A 21,913-nucleotide genomic window follows, 5' to 3' on the forward strand; every position below is an offset into this window, starting at 1 on the left:
TTCTTTGGGAGAAAGATCGTTACAACACATTTTGGAAATGTCACGAAAAAATTGAGTTATCTCCACCTTCGTTTTTAATCAAATTGCAGCTTTTTTCTAAGTTGCATGTAGTCTATTTGCAAATTTTGCAGTGATAACACTTTAATATAAAAAATACAAATTCTTCACTAAAACGAAATTTTAAAAAGTTTTAGCTTAGATAGATTTAACATTAATTATATAAATAAATAAAGTGAATACTAAATACACAGATTTAATAGAACAAACATTCTACTTTCCACAAGAAGAATTTAAAACAGAAAACAATAAATTATTTTGGCATGGAATTAATTTAATGGAATTAACTGCAAAATATGGCGCTCCATTAAAATTTACTTATCTTCCTAAAATATCAGAAAATATTAACAAGGCAAAAAAGTGGTTCCAGAATAGTATGGAAAAACATGATTATAAAGGTGATTACTTTTATAGTTATTGTACAAAAAGCTCGCATTTTAAACACGTTTTAAATGAAGCTTTAAAAAATGATATACATATAGAAACTTCTTCTGCGTTTGACATCGATATTGTTAATAGTTTAAAAAAAGAAGGAAAAATAAAAGACAGTACTTATGTAATTTGTAACGGATTTAAAAGAGACCAATACATTAAAAATATTGGAGCTTTAATAAATTCTGGACATAAAAATTGTGTACCAATCATAGATAACTATGAAGAAATTGATTTATTACAAGAAGAAACAAAAAAGAAGTTTAAAGTAGGTATTAGAATTGCATCCGAAGAGGAACCTAAGTTTGAGTTTTATACTTCAAGGTTAGGTATTGGTTATAAAAACATAGTTTCTTTTTACGAACGTGAAATTGCAAATAATGAGCAGGTAGAGTTAAAAATGTTACATTTTTTTATCAATACAGGTATTAAAGATAATGCGTATTATTGGAACGAATTAATGAAGTGTTTAAACGTTTATATTAACCTTAAAAAAGTTTGTCCTACTTTAGATAGCTTAAATATTGGAGGTGGATTTCCTATTAAAAACTCACTAGCTTTTGATTTTGATTATGAATACATGATCGATGAAATTATAAATCAAATTAAACAAACTTGTGAGAATGCAGAAGTTGATGTGCCTCACATTTTTACGGAATTTGGTAGTTTTACAGTTGGTGAATCTGGAGCAACAATTTATGAAGTTTTGTATCAGAAAAAACAAAATGACAGAGAACGTTGGAATATGATAAACTCATCATTTATTACAACTTTACCAGATTCTTGGGCAATTAACAAACGTTTTATTATGTTGCCAATTAATAAATGGAACTTAAAATACGAACGTGTATTATTAGGCGGGTTAACATGCGATAGCGATGATTATTATAATTCAGAACAGCACATTAATGGTATTTATTTACCAGTTTATGAAAAGGATAAACCTCTTTTTATTGGGTTTTTTAATACAGGAGCGTATCAAGAATCTATTGGTGGTTTTGGTGGTTTACAGCATTGCTTAATTCCACATCCAAAACACTTAATTATAGATAAGGATGAAGACGGTAACTTTGTTACAAAAATATTTAAAGAGCAACAAAAAAGTAGTGAACTACTTTCTATCTTGGGCTATTAATTAAAATTAATTTAAAAAATAAAAAAAAAGTAGTACTTTTAATTCTCAAAATTTAAAATGAATACAACTAAAAATTATGCAGGAATTTCACAAGAGCATGGAAACCTAGCAACATCAAAAATCGTTATAATTCCTGTTCCTTATGATGGAACAAGTACATGGCAAAAAGGTGCTGATAAAGGTCCTCAAGCATTCTTAGACGCTTCGGAAAACATGGAATTGTATGATATTGAAACAGATTCTGAAGTTTATAAAGAAGGTATCTTTTTAGCAGAAACTGTTACAGAAAATTCATCACCAGAAGCGATGGTTGATGCTGTGCATAAAATAACTAAAAAGTACATCAACAAAAATAAATTTGTAGCCCTTTTTGGAGGAGAACATTCAATTTCTATTGGTACGGTTAGAGCATTTAACGAATGTTTTAATAATTTAACAGTATTACAAATTGATGCGCATGCAGATTTAAGAAAAGAATATTTAGGCTCTAAATACAACCATGCTTGCTCTATGTATGAAGCAAGCCAAAATACAAACTTAGTTCAGGTGGGTATTAGAAGTATGGATGTATCAGAAAAAAGAGTAATGAATACAGACAAGGTGTTTTTTGCACATGATATGGCTGTAAATGAAGATTGGATGGATGATGTTGTAGATCAACTAACAAGTAATGTTTTTATTACTTTTGATTTAGATGCTATGGATCCTTCTTTATTGCCTGCTGCAGGAACACCAGAGCCAGGTGGATTATTTTACTATGAAACCTTAGAGTTTTTAAAGCGAGTTTTTGCTGAAAAAAATGTAGTAGGTTTTGATATGGTAGAATTATGCCCTAATAAAGACGATAAATCTTCAGACTTTATAGCAGCTAAACTTTTTTATAAAATGCTAAGTTATAAGTTCGCTTCTAAAGACGATACGTATAATACAGGAGAAGATGATAATGAAGATAAAAACCCTTTTGGTAAATTATCAAAATTTAAAAATGACGAGGATGACTACTAATCAAAAACCGATTACAGATTTTATAGAAAAATATTTTCTTCACTTTAATGCTGCAGCTTTAGTTGATGCAGCCAAAGGATATGAAGCGCAACTAAATAAAGGTTCTAAAATGTTAGTTTCTTTAGCAGGAGCGATGAGTACAGCAGAGATAGGGAAGATTTTTGCAGAAATGATTCGTAAGGATAAAGTGCAAATTATATCTTGTACCGGAGCTAATTTAGAAGAAGATGTGATGAATTTAGTAGCACATTCTCATTACAAACGAGTTCCTAATTACAGAGATTTAACTCCGCAAGATGAATGGGATTTATTAGAAAAAGGTTTAAACAGAGTTACAGATACTTGTATACCTGAAGAAGAAGCTTTTAGAAGAATTCAAGAACATATTGTTAAAATATGGAAAGATGCAGAAGCTAACGGAGAACGTTATTTACCGCATGAATATATGTATAAATTATTATTGTCTGGGGTTTTAGAACAATATTATGAAATAGATATTAAAGATTCTTGGATGTATGCTGCAGCTGAGAAAAACTTGCCTATTATCTGTCCAGGTTGGGAAGATTCTACAATGGGTAATATTTTTGCATCGTATGTAATGAAAGGTGAATTGAAAGCTACTACGATGAAATCAGGTATTGAGTACATGACTTTCTTAGCCGATTGGTATACAGAAAATTCTAAAAACGGAATTGGTTTTTTCCAAATTGGAGGTGGAATTGCGGGCGATTTTCCTATTTGTGTAGTGCCTATGTTATATCAAGATATGGAAAGAACAGATACTCCATTTTGGAGCTATTTTTGCCAAATTTCAGATTCTACAACAAGTTATGGTTCTTATTCTGGTGCAGTGCCAAATGAGAAAATTACTTGGGGTAAATTAGATATGGATACACCAAAATTTATTATAGAAAGTGATGCTACAATTGTTGCACCACTTATTTTTGCTTATTTATTAGAAATGTAATTATTATGAATAGAGTTATTGTTGAATACGCGAAACTAACAACTGATATTTTAGACATGTTAGTAGAAAAATATCCTGACGGATATGATTATGGTGATGTTATTTCCTTTAAAAATGCTAAAGGAGAAACTGTAAAAGCCATAGAAGTTAGAACAGAAGAAACTATTTATTTAGTAAAAATTAGTGATCGTTTAGAACAAACAATGGAAGATTATGCAGAAGACGAAGATTCTTTTGATGATGGCGATGATATAGACATTGAGGATATTGAAGAAGATGAAGATTAAAAGATACATTATATAAAAAAAGCTCCAAATTAAATTTGGAGCTTTTTTGGTTTAAGAAAAACAGCTAATTTCTATTTTTTCTTTAATTCAAAAATATCTTTTCTTCTGTCGTTTAAGTTTCTAACACTTCCAAATTTATTTAAATCTTTTAGCATGTCTAAATCAACATCAGCAATTAAAATCATTTCTGTATTTGTAGTGGCTTCTGCTTTTATTCCGTTTGCTGGAAAAGAAAAATCACAAGGTGTAAAAACCATTGATTGCGAATACTGAATATCCATGTTATTTACTTTTGGTAAGTTACCAACACTACCAGCAATTGCAACATAACATTCGTTTTCTATCGCTCTTGCTTGTGCGCAAAAGCGTACTCTAGAATATCCGTTTTGAGTATCCGTTAAAAAAGGTACAAATAAAATATCCATTCCTTCGTCAGCTAATAATCTACTTAATTCTGGAAATTCTGAATCATAACAAATTAAAACTCCAATTTTACCACAATCAGTATCAAAAGTTCTTAACTCAGTTCCTCCTTGCATTCCCCAAATTTTTGCTTCATCTGGCGTAACATGTAATTTTTCATAACGCTCTTTTGTTCCGTCTCTTTTACAGATATAACCAACATTATAAAGCAATTCATTTCTTACTTCTGGCATACTACCAGTAATAATATTAATATTATAACTAATTGCTAATTCAGAAAATTTCTCAACGATTTTTGGTGTGTATTTTGCCAATTCTCTAATGGCTTTAGATTCTGGCAGATGATTATAATCAGCCATTAAAGGTGCATTAAAAAATTCTGGGAATAAGGCAAAATCTGCACGATAAGCAGAAACCGAATCCACAAAAAATTCTGCATGTTCCATTAATTCATCTAAATCTTTGTACAAACGCATTTGCCATTGAATTAAACCTAAACGTACTACCGTTTTTTTAGTTGCGGCTTTTTTCGATTTTTTCTGATAATAAATATTATCCCACTCTAATAATACTGCAAACTCACCAGAATTACCATCACCTTCTAAATATCCGTTTAAAATTTTAGAGGGATGAAAATCATTTGAAATTTGAAAATTTAAGACTGGATCATGAATTTCTTTACGTTTAACTTTTTCTATATATTGTGTTGGCGTTAAAGTGGCTGCATGTTTGTGGTAATTAGGAATTCTACCTCCAAAAGCAATACCTCTTAAATTTAATTTTTCTGCAAGTTCTTTTCTGTAATCATATAATCGTCTACCAAGACGTAATCCTCTATATTCTTTTTTGATAAAAACATCTATTCCGTATAAAACATCACCTTCTGAATTATGTGTATCAAATGTAAAATTTCCTGTAATATCTTCATAAGTATGCTCATCATCAAATTTGTCGTAATCTAAAATAATAGAGAGAGCACAACCTGCCAAGTCTCCATTTATCTTTATAACCACTTGTCCTTCAGGAAATTTATCTATTAGGGATTTAATTTGGCTTTCTCTCCAATAAGAATCTGGCATACTTGCATATACCTGTATCATTGCTTCTTTTAACTCTTTATAATCATCTAGAGTTAAATAATGAAGTTCAATGTTTTCTATATTTTTTATCATTTTTGTTTTTTAATTAGGTTGCAAAAATAACTAAAAATTATATAAAAAAACCTCACAATAAATGTGAGGTTTTAATAATTTTAAAAATATTTTTATTGACTTATTTTGCAGGTAAAACCATACCAATACATTCCCCAAAACCAATACGCACTTTACTATTTTTACAATGTGCACGCATGATTACAGTATCATTATCGTTAATGAATTTACGAGTTGTGCCGTCTTTTAACTTTATAGGATTTTGTCCTTTCCAAGTTAACTCTAACATAGAGCCATAGCTGTCTTTAGTTGGTCCAGAAATAGTTCCAGAACCCATCATATCGCCAGCTTCTACAGGACAACCGTTAACTGTATGATGCGCTAACTGCTGCGCCATCGTCCAATACATATATTTAAAGTTAGATTTTGCAACCACCGTTTCTACGCCGTTTTCTGGTTTAATACCTACCTGTAAATGAATATCGTAACTTCCTTTTCCTTTTTGTTGTAGATAAGGTAAAGGTTCATGAACTTGTTTAGGGCTTTCTACTCTAAAAGGCTCTAAAGCATCTAAAGTTACAATCCAAGGTGAAATAGTAGAAGCAAAGTTTTTACCTAAAAACGGACCTAGTGGTACATATTCCCAAGCTTGAATATCTCTTGCCGACCAATCGTTAAACTGTACCAAACCAAAAATATATTCTTCTGTTTCATCAATAGGTATTCTTTCTCCTAAAACATTTGCATCCGTAGTAATAAAAGCCATTTCTAGCTCAAAATCTAATAATTTTGTTGGTCCAAATTCTGGAATATTACTACCTTCAAGAGGTTTTGTTTGTCCGTAAGGTCTTCTTATTTTTGTTCCAGAGGGCACAATAGAAGAACTTCTTCCATGATAACCAACAGGTAGATGCAACCAATTTGGTAACAATGCATTTTCTGGATCTCTAAATAACGAACCTACATTTGTTGCGTGTTCTTTACTTGCATAAAAATCTGTGTAATCACCAACAGCAACTGGCAATAACATTTCTACTTCATCCATTCTAAAGATTATTTTTTCTTTATGAACGGCGTTATCTCGTAAACTTCCGTTTTTAACATCAAAAACTTCTGCAATTCTATTTCTTACTAATCTCCATGTTTTACGACCATCGGCAATAAAATCATTTAAATTGTCTTGTAAAAAAATATCATCGGTTAACGGAATTCCTTCAAAGTATCCTAATTGATGAAAAGCACCTAAATCTATAGCAAAATCGCCGATTCTACTACCAATGGTAATAATATCGTCTCTAGTAATAAAAACGCCAAAAGGAATATTTTGAATTGGAAAATCTGAATCTTCCTTTACTTTTAGCCAAGATTTTCTATTAGGATTATTTGCTGTTATAATCATTATTGTAAATTTTTTAATTTCATCAAACCTACATAATTTTTTGCCATTTTAAAACAAAATAAACATGAAAAACACATTTTTAACAAGACTTTATTTTTAAAATCATAATTATCTCTAAAACATATAAATAATTAGCAAAACTTCTTCTTATGCATCTTGTTTTTTGTTACTTTTGAAACTTCTATTAAAAAAACTAAAATGCAACTAGATAATCAGATTTTTGACCTTATTGAAGAGGAAAAAGAAAGACAATTAAACGGATTAGAATTAATTGCTTCAGAAAATTTTGTAAGCGATCAAGTGATGAGAGCCCAAGGTTCTATTTTAACAAATAAATATGCTGAAGGATATCCTGGAAAGAGATATTATGGAGGTTGTGAAATAGTTGACATTGTAGAGCAAATTGCAATTGATAGAGCTAAAGAATTGTTTGGTGCAGAATATGTAAATGTTCAGCCACATTCTGGTTCACAAGCAAATACAGCTGTTTTTGCAGCTTGTTTAAATCCTGGAGATAAAATTTTAGGATTTGATTTATCTCATGGAGGTCATTTAACCCATGGCTCACCAGTAAATTTTTCTGGTAAATTATATACACCTTCATTTTATGGAGTAGAGAAGGAGACTGGTGTTTTAAATTATGATAAAATACAAGAAATTGCCACAAAAGAACAGCCAAAATTAATAATTGCTGGTGCTTCTGCATATTCTAGAGACATCGATTTTGAGCGTTTTAGAGTAATTGCTGATAGTGTTGGTGCTATTTTATTGGCAGATATTTCTCATCCGGCAGGTTTAATTGCTAAAGGTATTTTAAACGATCCTTTACCTCATTGTCATATAGTTACGTCTACTACGCACAAAACATTACGTGGACCAAGAGGAGGAATTATCATGATTGGTAAGGATTTCGAAAATCCTTTTGGAGAAACTTTAAAAAGTGGAAAACCTAAAATGATGTCAACTTTAATAAATTCTGCAGTTTTCCCTGGAAATCAAGGTGGACCTTTAGAGCATGTTATTGCTGCAAAGGCAATTGCTTTTGGTGAGGCTTTAACAGATGAATTTTTAGAATATCAAATTCAAGTTAAAGAAAATGCTGCGGCAATGGCCAAAGAATTTGTTGCTAAAGGATACAATATTATTTCTGGAGGAACAGACAATCATTGTATGTTAATTGATTTACGCAACAAAAATATTTCTGGAAAAGATGCTGAAATCGCTCTTGGAAAAGCAGATATTACGGTAAATAAAAATATGGTTCCTTTTGATGATAAAAGCCCGTTTATAACTTCTGGAATTCGTGTTGGAACTCCTGCAATTACAACTCGTGGTTTAAAAGTAGAAGATATGGCTGCTGTTGTAAATTTTATAGACGAAGCAATTACGAATGCTGCAAACGATACCGCTTTAGAAAATATTGCAGAAAGAGTTTCTGAAATGATGAGCTCTAGAAGATTATTTGTAATGTAATAAAATAATTTAGCGATTATCTTTAAAATAATAAAACCAGTGAATCTAAGTTCACTGGTTTTTTTTGTTTGATGAATCTCTAATAATTAATTCAGCATTTAAAATTATCTTATTTAAAGTTTGTGTAAAAGAGCTGTTTTTTGCGTGTACTAAAAACGCTTCTGCAGCTTTTTTTCCAATTTCATCACTATGTTGATTAATACTTGAAATACTTGGTGTTAACATTGCTGTAAAAGGTTCGTTACCAAAGCCAACTAAGGCAATTTCTTGAGGTATTTTAATGTTATTTTCTAGTAAAACTTGTTGTGCACCAAGAGCTGCATAATCTCCGGCAACATAAACCGCATCAGGTTTATTTTTAAGTGCTAAAAGTTGTTGCATTTTAGCTCTACCATCTTCAATTGTAAGGCTGCTTTCTATCAATAATTCTTTATCAAGTGGTAAGTTGAACTTATTTAACGCATCCACATAACCTCTAATTCTATTATTAAAAATTCTTGTTCGTTTATAACCACCAATATGAGCTATTCTTTTACATCCCTGATTTACAAGGTGCTCTACAATTAAAGAACTGCTTGCATAATCATCAATACCTACATAATCTACATTTAAGTTATTTTCTCCTCTATCAAACAAAATTAAAGGGATTCCATTTTTCTTAATTTTCTTAAAATACACTAAATCGGTTGTTTCATTTGCCATAGAAGCTATAATTCCGTCAACTTGTGTAAATAGTAAAGTATCTATGCTGTCACATTCTTTTTTAAAAGATTCATTAGATTGTGTAATAATAATATTATACCCTTCTTTATTTAAAACCTGTTCAATATTTTCTATGACGGATGAAAAAAAGTTGCTGTTCGTTTTTGGCACAATAACGCCCACTAAATTACTTTTTCCACTTCGTAAAGCACTTGCCAAATGGTTTGGTTGATAGTTTAAGTTTTTAGCAACTTGCCTAACGGCAATTTTTGTTTTATCACTAATTCTAGAGTCGTTATGTAATGCTTTAGAAACCGCTGCTGCAGAAATATTTAGAACACTGGCAATATCTTTTATTGTGGTTTTCTTTTTGTTTGTCAAAATTATTATATATTTGCTTAAACGTTTAAACAAAGGTAACTTGTTTACCCTTATAATCAAAACAAATTGAAAAATATAGGTTTTGATTTTATTTTAACAATCTGCTTAAACGTTTAACCAATTTAACTTAAACAATTAAAATTAGATAAAAAATGGGTAAAGTAGTAACATTTGGAGAGATCATGTTAAGATTAGCTCCGCAAGGATTTTTAAGATTTTCACAAGCTAATAATTTTGATGTAGTTTATGGTGGTGGAGAATCTAACGTTGCAGTTTCATTAGCTAATTACGGGGTAGATGTTGATTTTGTAACACGTTTGCCAAAAAATGATATTGGTGAATGTGCCATGATGGAAATGAGAAAACGTGGAGTAGGAGTTGATAAAATTGTATATGGTGGTGATCGTTTAGGAATTTATTTTTTAGAAACTGGTGCAGTTTCTAGAGGTTCTAAAGTCGTGTATGATAGAGCACATTCTGCAATTGCGGAAATAGAATCTGGAATGATTGATTGGAATGCAGTTTTTGAAGGTGTAGAATGGTTTCATTGGACCGGCATTACGCCTGCAATTTCTCAAGGTGCTGCGGATGTTTGTCTAGAAGCTGTTAAAATTGCTAGTGCAAAAGGAATTACTATTTCTACAGATTTAAATTACAGAGCTAAACTTTGGAATTACGGTGGCGATAGAGAAGCAATAATGACAGAATTAACGTCTTATTGCGATGTTATTTTAGGAAACGAAGAAGATGCAGAAAAACATTTTGGAATTCATCCAGAAGGTTTAGATGTGCACAAACACGGACATGATGTAAAAGCAGAGGCTTTTTTATCAGTTTGTAAACAAATGATGGAAAAATTTCCACGAGCTAAAAAAGTAATTACCACTTTAAGAGGTTCAATTTCTGCTTCTCATAATACTTGGGCTGGAGTTTTATATGATGGAAAAAAAATGTTAGAAACGCGTCAATATCAAATTACAGATATCGTAGATAGAGTAGGTGGTGGTGATTCTTTTATGGGAGGTTTAATCTACGGATTATTAAAATACCCAGAAGATGATCAAAATGCTTTAGACTTTGCTGTTGCAGCTTCTTGTTTAAAACACACAATAAAAGGCGATGCAAACTTAGTTACCGTTGCAGAAGTAGAAAAATTAATGGGTGGTGACGCATCAGGTAGAGTAGCACGTTAAATTAGGTTTAATTGATTTTTACTCTTATTTATTTTATCGGATGAAAACAATTACACGGGTACACAAATAAAAAATTATACAAATTATGGCACAATTTACAAGGTTAGAAGTAGCGCAAATAATGAAGGATACCGGAATGGTACCTTTGTTTTATCATAAAGATCTAGAAATTAGTAAAAAAGTAATTACTGCTTGTTACAAAGGCGGTGCAAGACTTTTAGAATTTACAGCTCGTGGAGATTTCGCGCACGAAGTTTTTGGAGAATTAGTAAAATATGTAACGAAAGAATTACCAGGAATGGTTATGGGCGTTGGTTCTGTAACAGATGCAGCAGCAGCTTCAAGATTTATGTCTTTAGGTGCAAATTTTATTGTAACTCCTGTTTTAAGAGAAGACATTGCAATTGTTTGTAATAGACGTAAAGTTTTATGGTCTCCAGGATGTGGAACGCTTACAGAAATTGCAAGAGCAGAAGAATTAGGATGCGAAATTGTAAAATTATTTCCTGGTGATATTTATGGTCCTCAGTTTGTAAAAGGAATTAAAGGGCCACAACCATGGACAAGTATTATGCCAACTGGCGGAGTATCACCAACTAGAGAAAATTTAGAAGGTTGGTTTAAAGCAGGTGTAACTAGTGTTGGTATGGGATCGCAATTAATGGCTAAAGATGCTGATGGTAATTTTGATTATGCTAAAATTGAGAGTTTAACTAAAAGTGCAATTGAGATTATACAAGACTTAAAATAATAGTTTTATGAGGTTGATTAGTTTATAAAACAAACAAAAACCCAAAGTTCATTGTAACTTTGGGTTTTTTATTTAAATAATTTTCATGAAACATAACAAGGCAATTTTTTATATGATATTTAGTGTTTTAGCGTTCTCGTTAATGAACACTGTTGTAAAATATTTAAATGTTTTTAATGTGTATCAAATTGTGTTTTTTAGATCTATTGGTACGTTGGCATTTACAGTTCCTTTAATTATAAAATATAAAATTCCGTTTTTAGGAACTCATAAAAAATTATTGACCCTTAGAGGCCTCGCAGGTGTTATTTCATTAACCTGTTTTTTTCAATCTTTAAATTATTTAGCAATTGGAACTGCTGTTTCTTTAAGGTATACTTCACCTATTTTTGCAGCCATTTTTGCGCTAATTTTTTTAAAAGAGAAAATTAAATTGATGCAATGGTTTCTTTTTATTGTTGCATTTATTGGTGTTTTAATTATTAAAGGATTTGGAGTTGAAGTTAATTCAATAGGTCTTTTATTTATTTTTTGTTCGGCAATTTCTTTAGGTCTCATTTTTGTAATTATTCGTAAAATTGGAGATAAAGAAAATCCATTAATTATCATAAATTATTTTATGGTGATGGCTTTTGTTTTTGGAGGAATCATGTCTATCAATAATTGGAGAAATCCCACTCTAAATGAATGGGTTCTTCTATTAAGTTTAGGCGTTTTTGGTTATGTTGGTCAGTTATATATGACCAAAGCATTTCAATTACATGAAACAAATGTGATAGCGCCACTAAAATATTTAGAAGTTATATTTATGATTATAATTGGTGCTTCTTGGTTTGGTGAAATTTATAACCTTTGGACTTTGCTAGGTATATTTTTAATTTTATTAGGCCTTGTTTACAACATCTATTTAAAAAGGCAAAAAGATAAGATTGGTTAAAAGGCCATCCTAAAAAAATACTTTTTTTAGTATTTTAATTTTTAAATAAAAACGGTTCATTTATAAATTAGAATTAAAGAAGTTTATCTCCTATTCTAATAGACTAAATATATTTATTCAATAATTTCCTAATCAGCAAATAATAATACTTTGATTTTCAAATTTAAACAAATAAATAATTTATACTTTTAATACTTAGGTAAATAACAAATAAGATTTTACTAGGTTTTTTAAAAAAATAAAAGAGTGTACTATTTTACGCAAGGTTTAATTTAGAAACTCATTTTTGTCTGTTATTCTAAAACAATTTTCTGATCCTAAATACTTGGGATTTCCAAGTTCTTCTGACCAAAAACCTTCTAAAACATTTTTATTTAAGCATTTATAAATTACAACCCCTTTGTACGTTTTATTTTCAAAACCCTTGTAATTAAAGTTGATAACAAGAATGTTATTTTTAAAAAAGCCTGTTCCAAATTGTTTTTGTGTATTGTTAATGAACCATTTAGCTATAATTCGCTCGTTTTCATCCAAAGTTAAGGAAAGGGTTCCATTATAAGTATTTTCATCAGCATCTTGATTGCTTCCTAATATCGAAAATTCTCCTATTAAATCTTTTATTTTCATTTATTTTAAAGGTTTTACTCTCAATAAACTAGATTTATCTGATGATTTCTAGAAAAATATCTGCTTTATTATTAATATTATTTTTCAGGTTTTCTCTTCTCATTCCGCTTGAAATCGAAACTATTTCACCTTTATAATTTTCAAAAATAATATGTGGATATCCTTTGGTCATAAAATTTTGAATTTGTTGAGTATTTCTATTGTAAATTATTGCCTCTTTTTTTTGCTGACCATCGTCATTTACAGACCAGTTTGGGTTGTTATTTGAACCATAAATATTTTGTCCATCTATACTCACTCCGGATGCAAAATTAGGTTGATTAAAAGATGCCAAAGCAGAAAAATTATTGGTAGAAAATAATTGTTTTTCGTTAAAATTTATAATAAAATTAGCTGCAGCATTATAATTTGCATTTCTTTTTTCATTTTCACTTATGTTAATCGCAACAGTTTTTACTTCGGATAGAAACCCGTTTGAGTTTATATTATAAAGAATGCTATTCGATTCATTTTTATGACCAACTAAAAGTTGATTGTTTTTAATTTCGAAAATGCTGTAATTATTATTTGGTTGAAATCCTGTAAAATGAGGCTTTTTGTTTATCAGAGTTAAGTTGCCATTATTTCTTGAATAGGTATAAATATGGTTGCTATCAGTAAAAGTCCAAAACCCAGATGTTGTAAACATAAAATCGTGAATTGAGCCAATAGTATTAGGTTTTAGGTTGTATTTAAACTTTAAAGTATTGGCATTGTAAACTTGTAATTCTCCTCCATTTTCTAGAAAAATTTCTTCACCATAGTTAGATGTAAAAGTTTCAATTGGTAAATTAGTGTATGTATTTGGCGATATATCAGAAATTGCTTCCGTTTTATTGGTTTCATAATTAAACCTATGAATTTTTATAGCATTTGATTCATTGCTTTCATATCCAAAAAAATAAATAATAGGTTTATTAGGATTTATTGCATAGGATAGAACGCTGTTCATATTAAAAATTTCGTCTCTTTTATAATCAACTTCTCTAGTTACAGTATAGTTATCGTAACTATCATAGGTTTTATTTCCAAAAATATCATATACATTAATTTTATAGTAGGGTTTTTCTAAATAGGGCGGATTTTGATCAATAAAACTAGTTACATTTTTATCAGTAATTTTTATAACGTCTATGTTTTGTTCCCCAAATCCTGATATGTTAGGGGCAAAGTTTGAGTAAGAAATTTCATAGTATAAAAAGTAGGGCATTTCGCTTTTCTCCCAATTTAAATGTATCGTATTATTAATTACTTGTGGTACATTTAAGTTAACAGGTGTTGCTTCTAAAGTATAGGTGTCTAATGTTTGTAAATCGCTTTCGCCTAATACGTTGTCTTTAATTTTTATCCTAAGAAAATAACACAGACGTTCTACATTTGGTGGTAAAAGATCTGTAAAAATAGCAGTATTTACATCTAAAATTGTTTCAATTAATATTGCATTGCTTTTAGAGCAATTTGTACCCGAACTTCTATAGATTTCATAAGCAATAAATTCTTGATTTCCGGTATAAACGTCCCAAGTGTAACTTAATATATTTTTATATTCAATAGCTTGGTTTCGTGCAAAAGTGTCTGAAATTAAATCTATTTCAATAGGAGTATAAGGTTTAAGGAATGCTTTTAAAATATCTAAATTACCATCTGAATCAACATCAAATCGAGTTTTAAAAACAAGTTCGTTGTTCGTTAATTTGGTGACAGCTAGTTCCTCCGATTGATTTAATTGATTTGATAAAATTATGACACCATTTTCTAGGCTCCAATTTAAAGTGTTAGAAATATAGGTGCAATCACTGTTTTGGTATACATATTCTTTATAAATTCCGTTTTCTAAAAACACCAGATAATCACGTCCACAATCTTGATAATTAACAGGAACCGGTGAAAATTTTCCATTAAATTCTATATTAAATATTGCCCAAGTTCCTAATAAATCCCTGGCCGAAGCAGATTTATGAACATCGGAATAAAACCTTGTGTTTAAATCAAAGATATCATCTTCATTAGAACACGAGGTAAATAGAGTATAGATTATTAATAGAAAGTAATAGAATTTAAATTTCATAAAAGGCAATTAATTTTTAAAAGAGGTTATTACTTTCCAATACAGAAATTACTAAAAATATGTCCTAAAATATCTTTATCAACATCATAATCTCCTGTAATAGCGCCTAAATGACGCAAGCATTCTCTGATATCGATAGAAAATAAATCGGTAGATATTTCTAAATTAATACCTTCTTGTACAGAAGAAATTGCTTTTAATGCATTATTTAAAGCCTCAAAATGACGAGAATTGGTAACGATAGTTTCATTATTACTTAATGCGCCAATATTAACCAAAGAAGTTAATTCTTGCTTTAAAGTTTCAATTCCTGTTTTATTTTTTGCTGATACTAAAATTAAATTCTCAATTTCTGCTTGTAATGTTACAGTTTCATCCAAAGAAAGTTTATCAATTTTATTAGCAATCACTAGCAAACGTTTGTTAGGAAAACGATTTTTTATAATTTCAACTTCAGTTGCCAAACGACTAACTGATGATAAACTACTACCAACTTTTCCTGCATCAATTAGTAAAATAATTAATTGCGCATTGTCTGCTTTTTCATAGGCTTTTTTAATTCCGATACTTTCTATAATATCTTTTGTTTCTCTAATTCCTGCAGTATCAATAAATCTAAAAGCAACACCATCAATAATAATTTCATCTTCGATAGCGTCTCTTGTAGTACCTGCAATTTCAGAAACAATAGCTTTATCTTCATTTAAAAGGGTGTTTAGTAAAGTTGATTTCCCAACATTTGGCTCGCCAATAATAGCAACCGGAATTCCGTTTTTCATGGCGTTTCCAAAAGAAAAAGAATCGATTAAACGTTTTAAAACAAAGGTAATTTTTGCCACCAATTCTTTGAATTTTGTTCTGTCTGCAAACTCAACGTCTTCGCCAGAAAAATCTAATTCCAATTCAATTAAAGCTGCAAAATCTAATAATTGTGCGCGTAATTCTTTCAATTCATTGGTAATTCCGCCTCGCATTTGCTGAATTGCCATTTGATGACTCGCAGCAGAATTAGATGCAATAACATCCGCAACAGCTTCTGCTTGCGATAAATCCATTTTTCCATTTAAAAAAGCACGCATGGTAAACTCACCATTATCTGCCATTCTACAGCCATTTTGTAGAAATAATTGTATAATTTCTTGTTGAATAAAGCTTGATCCATGACACGAAATTTCCACGACATTTTCTCCTGTATACGATCTGGGATTTTTAAAAATAGACACCAAAACTTCATCTAAAATAAGACCATTATTTACAATATGCCCTAAATGAATGGTATGCGATTTTTGATTCTTTATTGTCTTCCCTTTTTTTATAGATTTAAAAAAAGTAGCAACAATATCAATTGCATTTTCACCAGAAAGTCTAATTACAGAAATTGCTCCAACTCCAGATGGTGTAGCTAAAGCAATAATAGTATCGTTTTTAATCATAGTGCAAAAATACATAACATTTTAGAGAAAATAAAACAAGCCCAATGCAATTGCATTAAGCTTGTTTTATTGAAATTTATACTATTACTTATTTATTAATGTTCAGGTTTTGATTTGGAACAAACTCTAATGTTCTCATTGGGAACGGTATGTTAATGTTTTCTTTATCAAAGGCTTGCTTAATTTTTATGATGGCATCACTTTTTGCCTTTAGTTTTTCAAGTGCGTTTTTAGAATCTACCCAAAATCTACACAAAAAATTAATTGAACTGTCACCAAATTCTGTATAATAGAATTCTACATCTTTTCCTAACTCATTTTGGCTAAAATTAGCACTAATAACTTCTTTAGTTAACTGTTCTACTTTTTCTAAATCTGCACCGTATTCTACGCCACAAGTAATAGAAATTCTCATTTTTGTAGTAAGTGTATAATTTTTAAAAGGATTTTCTAAAATGGTTTTGTTTGGCATAATTACCATATTATTATCTGCTTCTTTAATAACAAAATAATTTAGATTGATATCCATTATTTGACCAGAAAAACCATTAGTTTCAATCCAATCTCCAATATTTAAATTTTTTCTGAATGATAAAACTACCCCAGAAATTGTATTAGATAAAGTACCTTGCAGCGCCAAACCAATAACAATACCAGATATACCAGCGGCAGAAATTATAGCTTTTAAAGTGTCATCAAACTTTAATATTGTCATTGCCATGTATAAACCGGTTAAGAATATAATTGCAGATGCTACTCTAGATACTAAGTTTCTTACAGATTTTTGCTTAATTTTTTCTCCTAAATTATTCGCAATAAATTTATTTATTGCTCTTGATGCAAAATATGCAACAAATATTACAATTAAAGCAATTGCAATATTTGGTATGTTTTTTATAAAAAGGTCTTTCCAGGTTTCTAGCTTTAATATTATTTTATCCATTTTTTGTTTTAAAGTTTATTGTTAAAAGTTATTTTTATATAATAGTTATTATTTAACAAAACTACTATCTAATATATCTTTGGTGTTTTTAGACCAAGCGTTTAGCATCCAAGAAGCTTTTTCAAATTCTCTAATATAAGCGCCAATTAAATCTATGGTTCCTTCATCTTTTGCATTCGTAGCTTTTTCGATCACTTTTGATAATTGAATTAAAATAGTTTTCTGATCTTTTAGTAATGTATCAACCATTTCTGTATCTGTTAATAACGGACTTGATTCTAAAAGGTTAGAAGTTTTAATATAATCAGATAAATTACTAATAGGGTGGTACCTTAGGGTCACTATTCTTTCAGCAGTTTCATCAATTTTAATTTTTGTGTCATTATACATTTTTTCAAATTGAATGTGTAATTCAAAAAAGTTTTTTCCTAAAACATTCCAATGAAAATTTCTTAATTTTTGATAATAAATCTGGTAATCTGCCAAAAGCACATTTAATTCTGTTACAATTGGTCTTATTTCCTCTTTTTCTATATGTAAATAATTCATATGTTTTTTTTGTTTTTAAGTTCAATACAAAACTACAATCAATACAAAGTTTGTCTTTGCTCAAATAGAGTTCATCTTAACTCAAATACTTAGTTATCATAATAATTAGATTTATGTAACAAAACAACAAAGTTTTCGTCTTAATTGTATAGCGTTAATTTAACCGAAGAACCATGAGAGAAGATAAACAACTTTTAGTGCTTACACATTTAAGTCAATTATTAGATTTTGTAACAGGAATTGGTGGTTTTATAGTTCCGTTAGTTTTATGGCTTACTAAAAAAGACGATGTAATTGGTATGGATGCACATGGTAAAGCAATTCTAAATTTTAGAATTTCAATGTTTATCTATATTTTAATTTGTATTCCTTTAATTCTACTTTTAGGTTTAGGAATTTTAGGTTTGATTGCAATTGGTTTTTTCTACCTAATTTTTCCGATTATAAATGCCATAAAAGCGAGTAATGATGAGTTGCCAAACTATCCGTTTTCAATAAGAATAATTAAATAGAGAGAAAGAGTGTATTTATTTGAATTAAGAATCATCTTTTATTAGGTGATTTTTTTTTTGGATAAAAATGTTCTGTTTATTTGATGAACAAAAAACTATTAGCCAATTTTATTCAAAGTTATTAGCGCTACCTAATTCTTTACAAGTCCTTAATATTATAATTTTATTTTATCTAATTGAAAATAAAAGGAATAAATGAAGATTCTAATTTAGAATATAAGAACAATTTATAAGAGTATAGTTGTTATTCGTTTGCTCTTTTAATAATGTTTTCAGGAATTGCCTTTTTTGCTTTTGCACCCATTTTTTTTAACTTTTCAACGCTACTAATTAAGTTTCCTCTGCCTTCAAAAAGTTTATTCATGGCATTTGAGTATTCTTTTTTACTTTCATCAATTCTTTTACCTATCGTTATTAAATCGTTTAAAAAACTCTGAAATTTATCATACAAAGCACCAGCTTGTCTCGCAATTTCAATGGCATTCTTTTGCTGTTTCTCGTTATTCCACATAGAATCTATAGTACGCAGTGTTGCTAATAAAGTTGTTGGTGTTACAATAACTATATTTTTTTCGAACGCTTTGTTATATAAATGATTGTCTGTATTAATGGCAACTGCAAAAGCAGGTTCTATTGGTATAAAAAGCAACACAAAATCTGGAGATTCTATTTTATAAATATCTTCATATTTTTTTTCTGATAATTGATCTACATGTCTTTTTAAAGAGGTTATATGTTCTTTTAAAAATTGCACTTTTAATGACTCATCATCTTCATTTATGTATTGTTCATAAGCGGTTAAAGAAACCTTAGAATCTACAATCATTTTTTTATTATCGGGTAAATGAATTACTACATCTGGCAAAATTCTCTTGCCATCTTCATTTGTAAAGCTTTGCTGCACATAATACTCTCTATCTTTCTCTAATCCAGACTTTTCTAAAACTCGTTCTAATACTAATTCGCCCCAATTTCCTTGTGTCTTACTATCACCTTTTAATGCTTTTGTTAGGTTAATGGTTTCTTTACTCATTTGCAAATTCATCTCCTTTAAACCGATAATTTGCTGACGTAAAGCAGCATGATAATCGATACTTTCTTTGTGTGTTTGCTCTACTTTATCTTCAAAAATCTTTATTTTTTCTTGCAGCGGATGTAATATTATTTTTAAGTTTTCTTTATTTTGAACTGTAAATTTATTCGATTTTTCTTCTAAAATTTTGTTGGCGAGCACTTCAAAATCATTGGTAAACTTTTTTTGCAATTTTTCTACTTCACTTTTATGCTCATCCAACTTTAGTTGTAAATTTTTGTTTTCTGAATCTTGTCTTGTATTTACAGTTAGTAAACGTTCTTTTTCTTGCTGATTAATTTTTAGTTCTTTTTGAAGTTCTATGTAGTTATCTTCAACAATGTCTTTAGATTGTTGCAGCAGCGCAACACGTTCTTCTAAAGTAGATTTCTCTTTTTCTACAACCGTTTTTTCTTTTTCTACAAGTAATTTGGTCAAAAGCTTGCCAATAAGAAATCCTACAAAGCTAAAAATCAGTGCAGTTAAGAAGTAAATAATCAAATCGTTCATCATATCAAATTAAGTTCTTAAATTTATCACTTTTAAGACAGACCATGAAAGCAATTGCAAGATTTATATTATACACAGTTTTAGGTTGGAAGTTAGATGGCGATTTTAATAAAGTTGTAAAAAAATATGTCATTATTGCTGCTCCTCATACAAGTTGGCAAGATTTTCCTATTGCAATGTTAGCAAGAATGAGTTCTGGAATTATGGTAAATTTTATTGGTAAAAACTCTCTTTTTAATGGTCCTTTTGGCTTTTTCTTTAGAGCTTTAGGCGGTACACCTGTAGATAGAAGTAAGAGTAATAATTTCGTTGATGCCATTATTCAAATATTTAACGAAAAAGAAGAATTTAGACTAGGTTTATCGCCAGAAGGAACGCGCAAAAAGGTTGACAAATGGAAAACAGGTTTTTATTATATTGCTAAGGGTGCAAATGTACCTATTGTAATGGCTACTTTAGATTTTGAAAAAAAACAAGTAAAACTTTCTGACCCTTATTATACAACAGATGATAAGGAAAAAGATTTTCAGGTTTTTTATGCTTTTTATCAAAATGTTAAAGGTAAAAATCCCGATCAATTTTAATTTAACAAAGGATTTTACTCCTTTGTTGAATTAGTATTTTAAACTTTATATTTAGTTGCTACTTTTTTAGCGATGCCAACTATTACCTCTGTCGCTTTTATCATAGATTCCACCGGAACGTACTCAAACCTTCCATGAAAATTATGACCGCCCGCAAAAATATTAGGGCAAGGCAATCCTTTATATGAAAGTTGAGAACCATCTGTACCACCTCTAATTGGTTTTATTAAAGGAGTAATGCCAATATTATTCATCACTTCTTCAACAATATCTACAATATGCATAACAGGTGTTATCTTTTCTTTCATATTAAAATATTGATTTTTTATTTCTACGGTAATTGCATCTTGTTGCAAACGCTCATTAAAATCGAATGCAATCTTTTGTAATAAGTATTTTCTTTTCTCAAATAAGTCTAAATCGTGATCTCTAATAATATATTCTAAAACAGTTTGTTCTACATTTCCGTTGCTGTCATGTAAGTGAAAAAAACCTTCATAACCACTTGTTTTTTCTGGAACCTCGTTGGCAGGAAGCGAACCAATAAATTCAGTTGCAATTAGCATAGAATTAATCATTTTGCCTTTTGCATAGCCAGGATGAACAATTTTACCCGTAATAGTAACTTTTGCACTTGCCGCATTAAAATTTTCGTATTCTAACTCTCCAATTTGACTGCCATCCATTGTGTACGCCCATTCTGCATCAAACTTTTTTACATCAAATAAATGAGCGCCTTTACCAACTTCTTCATCAGGTGTAAAACAAATTCTAATTTTACCGTGTTTAATTTCAGGATTTTTAATTAAATATTCCATTGCCGAAACAATTTCTGTAACGCCAGCTTTATCATCTGCACCTAAAAGGGTTGTTCCGTCTGTAGTAATAATTGTCTGACCTTTGTATTGTACTAAATCTTCAAAATAATCTGGAGATAAAACGATGTTTTTCTCTTTGTTTAAAAGGATATCTTTTCCGTCATAATTTTCTATTATTTGCGGATTTACATTTTTTCCTGTAAAATCTGGACTCGTATCAATATGCGATACAAAACCAATGGTTGGCACTTTGTAAGTTAAATTACTTGGCAGAGTTGCCATGATATAGCAATTTTTATCTAACTCAACATCTTGCATTCCAATTTCATTAAGTTCTTTTTCTAAAACTTTGGCTAAGTTCCATTGGTTTTTGGTGCTTGGAAAAGCAGGATTATTAGGATCCGATTCTGTGTCAATGGTAACATATTTTATAAATCGAGCTATAATGTGTTGTTTATCAATCAT

Annotated in this window: 20 protein-coding genes; 10 read left to right on the forward strand and 10 right to left on the reverse strand. The window is 29.8% G+C overall.

The annotated features are described in order from the left end of the window. Window positions 1–232: 232 nt before the first annotated feature. From BTO16_RS03510 to BTO16_RS03525, 4 genes are read left to right on the forward strand one after another with little or no spacing between them, the layout of a single operon-like run. Window positions 233–1,624 carry an arginine decarboxylase gene (locus BTO16_RS03510; RefSeq protein WP_105020260.1) on the forward strand — a complete coding sequence of 464 codons (1,392 nt, stop codon included), beginning with the start codon at window positions 233–235 and terminating at the stop codon, window positions 1,622–1,624. 57 nt (window positions 1,625–1,681) lie between these two features. Then, window positions 1,682–2,629 carry an agmatinase gene (speB, locus tag BTO16_RS03515; protein WP_105020261.1) on the forward strand — a complete coding sequence of 316 codons (948 nt, stop codon included), beginning with the start codon at window positions 1,682–1,684 and terminating at the stop codon, window positions 2,627–2,629. Next, window positions 2,619–3,596, forward strand: a complete 978-nt coding sequence (locus tag BTO16_RS03520) for a deoxyhypusine synthase family protein (RefSeq protein ID WP_105020262.1) — start codon at window positions 2,619–2,621, stop codon at window positions 3,594–3,596. The genes speB and BTO16_RS03520 overlap by 11 nt, the downstream gene beginning before the upstream one ends. Before the next feature lie 5 nt (window positions 3,597–3,601). Next, window positions 3,602–3,883: a hypothetical protein gene (locus BTO16_RS03525; protein ID WP_105020263.1), complete on the forward strand. Its 282-nt coding sequence runs from the start codon at window positions 3,602–3,604 to the stop codon at window positions 3,881–3,883. 71 nt (window positions 3,884–3,954) lie between these two features. Here BTO16_RS03525 and BTO16_RS03530 read toward each other — a convergent pair whose 3' ends face one another. Both BTO16_RS03530 and fahA read right to left on the reverse strand, forming a co-directional pair. Next, window positions 3,955–5,478, reverse strand: a complete 1,524-nt coding sequence (locus tag BTO16_RS03530; RefSeq protein WP_105020264.1) for a carbon-nitrogen hydrolase family protein — start codon at window positions 5,476–5,478, stop codon at window positions 3,955–3,957. 100 nt (window positions 5,479–5,578) lie between these two features. Continuing rightward, window positions 5,579–6,856, reverse strand: coding sequence for a fumarylacetoacetase (gene fahA, locus BTO16_RS03535; RefSeq protein WP_105020265.1), 1,278 nt, complete (start codon window positions 6,854–6,856; stop codon window positions 5,579–5,581). Window positions 6,857–7,054: 198 nt separating this feature from the next. Between fahA and glyA the strand changes: the two genes are divergently transcribed. After that, window positions 7,055–8,329: a serine hydroxymethyltransferase gene (gene glyA, locus BTO16_RS03540; RefSeq protein WP_105021499.1), complete on the forward strand. Its 1,275-nt coding sequence runs from the start codon at window positions 7,055–7,057 to the stop codon at window positions 8,327–8,329. Between the two features lie 51 nt (window positions 8,330–8,380). Here glyA and BTO16_RS03545 read toward each other — a convergent pair whose 3' ends face one another. After that, window positions 8,381–9,412, reverse strand: coding sequence for a LacI family DNA-binding transcriptional regulator (locus tag BTO16_RS03545; protein ID WP_105020266.1), 1,032 nt, complete (start codon window positions 9,410–9,412; stop codon window positions 8,381–8,383). Window positions 9,413–9,564: 152 nt separating this feature from the next. Here BTO16_RS03545 and BTO16_RS03550 point away from each other — a divergent pair, with 152 nt between their 5' ends. From BTO16_RS03550 to BTO16_RS03560, 3 genes are all read left to right on the forward strand, one after another. After that, entirely contained in the window at window positions 9,565–10,605 is a 1,041-nt protein-coding gene (locus BTO16_RS03550) for a sugar kinase (protein WP_105020267.1), read from the forward strand. Window positions 10,606–10,690: 85 nt separating this feature from the next. Continuing rightward, window positions 10,691–11,356 carry a bifunctional 4-hydroxy-2-oxoglutarate aldolase/2-dehydro-3-deoxy-phosphogluconate aldolase gene (locus BTO16_RS03555; protein ID WP_105020268.1) on the forward strand — a complete coding sequence of 222 codons (666 nt, stop codon included), beginning with the start codon at window positions 10,691–10,693 and terminating at the stop codon, window positions 11,354–11,356. A gap of 85 nt (window positions 11,357–11,441) precedes the next feature. After that, on the forward strand, window positions 11,442–12,293 hold the full coding sequence (locus tag BTO16_RS03560; protein WP_245891963.1) for a DMT family transporter: 852 nt from the start codon (window positions 11,442–11,444) through the stop codon (window positions 12,291–12,293). A 267-nt stretch (window positions 12,294–12,560) separates the two neighbouring features. Here the strand turns inward: BTO16_RS03560 and BTO16_RS03565 are convergent, their stop codons facing one another. From BTO16_RS03565 to BTO16_RS03585, 5 genes are all read right to left on the reverse strand, one after another. Then, complete coding sequence (locus BTO16_RS03565) at window positions 12,561–12,920, reverse strand: hypothetical protein (protein WP_105020269.1); 360 nt, start codon at window positions 12,918–12,920, stop codon at window positions 12,561–12,563. 34 nt (window positions 12,921–12,954) lie between these two features. Further along, on the reverse strand, window positions 12,955–15,027 hold the full coding sequence (locus BTO16_RS03570; RefSeq protein WP_105020270.1) for a lipocalin family protein: 2,073 nt from the start codon (window positions 15,025–15,027) through the stop codon (window positions 12,955–12,957). A gap of 29 nt (window positions 15,028–15,056) precedes the next feature. Then, window positions 15,057–16,460 carry a tRNA uridine-5-carboxymethylaminomethyl(34) synthesis GTPase MnmE gene (mnmE, locus tag BTO16_RS03575; RefSeq protein ID WP_105020271.1) on the reverse strand — a complete coding sequence of 468 codons (1,404 nt, stop codon included), beginning with the start codon at window positions 16,458–16,460 and terminating at the stop codon, window positions 15,057–15,059. Between the two features lie 88 nt (window positions 16,461–16,548). Next, entirely contained in the window at window positions 16,549–17,403 is an 855-nt protein-coding gene (locus BTO16_RS03580) for a mechanosensitive ion channel family protein (RefSeq protein ID WP_105020272.1), read from the reverse strand. Window positions 17,404–17,451: 48 nt separating this feature from the next. After that, window positions 17,452–17,952, reverse strand: a complete 501-nt coding sequence (locus tag BTO16_RS03585) for a Dps family protein (protein ID WP_105020273.1) — start codon at window positions 17,950–17,952, stop codon at window positions 17,452–17,454. Window positions 17,953–18,125: 173 nt separating this feature from the next. Here BTO16_RS03585 and BTO16_RS03590 point away from each other — a divergent pair, with 173 nt between their 5' ends. After that, window positions 18,126–18,464, forward strand: a complete 339-nt coding sequence (locus tag BTO16_RS03590; protein WP_105020274.1) for a DUF4870 domain-containing protein — start codon at window positions 18,126–18,128, stop codon at window positions 18,462–18,464. 244 nt (window positions 18,465–18,708) lie between these two features. On the opposite strand, the gene rmuC is transcribed toward BTO16_RS03590, so the two are convergent. Next, window positions 18,709–20,046, reverse strand: coding sequence for a DNA recombination protein RmuC (rmuC, locus tag BTO16_RS03595; protein ID WP_105020275.1), 1,338 nt, complete (start codon window positions 20,044–20,046; stop codon window positions 18,709–18,711). Window positions 20,047–20,090: 44 nt separating this feature from the next. Between rmuC and BTO16_RS03600 the strand changes: the two genes are divergently transcribed. Beyond that, complete coding sequence (locus BTO16_RS03600) at window positions 20,091–20,630, forward strand: 1-acyl-sn-glycerol-3-phosphate acyltransferase (protein ID WP_105020276.1); 540 nt, start codon at window positions 20,091–20,093, stop codon at window positions 20,628–20,630. Window positions 20,631–20,668: 38 nt separating this feature from the next. On the opposite strand, the gene pepT is transcribed toward BTO16_RS03600, so the two are convergent. Beyond that, complete coding sequence (pepT, locus tag BTO16_RS03605; RefSeq protein WP_105020277.1) at window positions 20,669–21,913, reverse strand: peptidase T; 1,245 nt, start codon at window positions 21,911–21,913, stop codon at window positions 20,669–20,671.

Source organism: Polaribacter glomeratus, assembly GCF_002954665.1.
Lineage (GTDB): Bacteria > Bacteroidota > Bacteroidia > Flavobacteriales > Flavobacteriaceae > Polaribacter > Polaribacter glomeratus.

Coding starts and splice junctions, on each gene's coding strand:
- BTO16_RS03590 (WP_105020274.1), top strand. CDS start 18,126: ATGAGAGAAGATAAACAACTTTTAGTGCTTACACATTTAAGTCAATTA.
- BTO16_RS03585 (WP_105020273.1), bottom strand. CDS start 17,952: ATGAATTATTTACATATAGAAAAAGAGGAAATAAGACCAATTGTAACA.
- fahA (WP_105020265.1), bottom strand. CDS start 6,856: ATGATTATAACAGCAAATAATCCTAATAGAAAATCTTGGCTAAAAGTA.
- BTO16_RS03520 (WP_105020262.1), top strand. CDS start 2,619: ATGACTACTAATCAAAAACCGATTACAGATTTTATAGAAAAATATTTT.
- BTO16_RS03525 (WP_105020263.1), top strand. CDS start 3,602: ATGAATAGAGTTATTGTTGAATACGCGAAACTAACAACTGATATTTTA.
- BTO16_RS03555 (WP_105020268.1), top strand. CDS start 10,691: ATGGCACAATTTACAAGGTTAGAAGTAGCGCAAATAATGAAGGATACC.
- pepT (WP_105020277.1), bottom strand. CDS start 21,913: ATGATTGATAAACAACACATTATAGCTCGATTTATAAAATATGTTACC.
- rmuC (WP_105020275.1), bottom strand. CDS start 20,046: ATGAACGATTTGATTATTTACTTCTTAACTGCACTGATTTTTAGCTTT.
- BTO16_RS03550 (WP_105020267.1), top strand. CDS start 9,565: ATGGGTAAAGTAGTAACATTTGGAGAGATCATGTTAAGATTAGCTCCG.
- BTO16_RS03600 (WP_105020276.1), top strand. CDS start 20,091: ATGAAAGCAATTGCAAGATTTATATTATACACAGTTTTAGGTTGGAAG.
- glyA (WP_105021499.1), top strand. CDS start 7,055: ATGCAACTAGATAATCAGATTTTTGACCTTATTGAAGAGGAAAAAGAA.
- BTO16_RS03565 (WP_105020269.1), bottom strand. CDS start 12,920: ATGAAAATAAAAGATTTAATAGGAGAATTTTCGATATTAGGAAGCAAT.
- mnmE (WP_105020271.1), bottom strand. CDS start 16,460: ATGATTAAAAACGATACTATTATTGCTTTAGCTACACCATCTGGAGTT.
- BTO16_RS03570 (WP_105020270.1), bottom strand. CDS start 15,027: ATGAAATTTAAATTCTATTACTTTCTATTAATAATCTATACTCTATTT.
- speB (WP_105020261.1), top strand. CDS start 1,682: ATGAATACAACTAAAAATTATGCAGGAATTTCACAAGAGCATGGAAAC.
- BTO16_RS03560 (WP_245891963.1), top strand. CDS start 11,442: ATGAAACATAACAAGGCAATTTTTTATATGATATTTAGTGTTTTAGCG.
- BTO16_RS03580 (WP_105020272.1), bottom strand. CDS start 17,403: ATGGATAAAATAATATTAAAGCTAGAAACCTGGAAAGACCTTTTTATA.
- BTO16_RS03530 (WP_105020264.1), bottom strand. CDS start 5,478: ATGATAAAAAATATAGAAAACATTGAACTTCATTATTTAACTCTAGAT.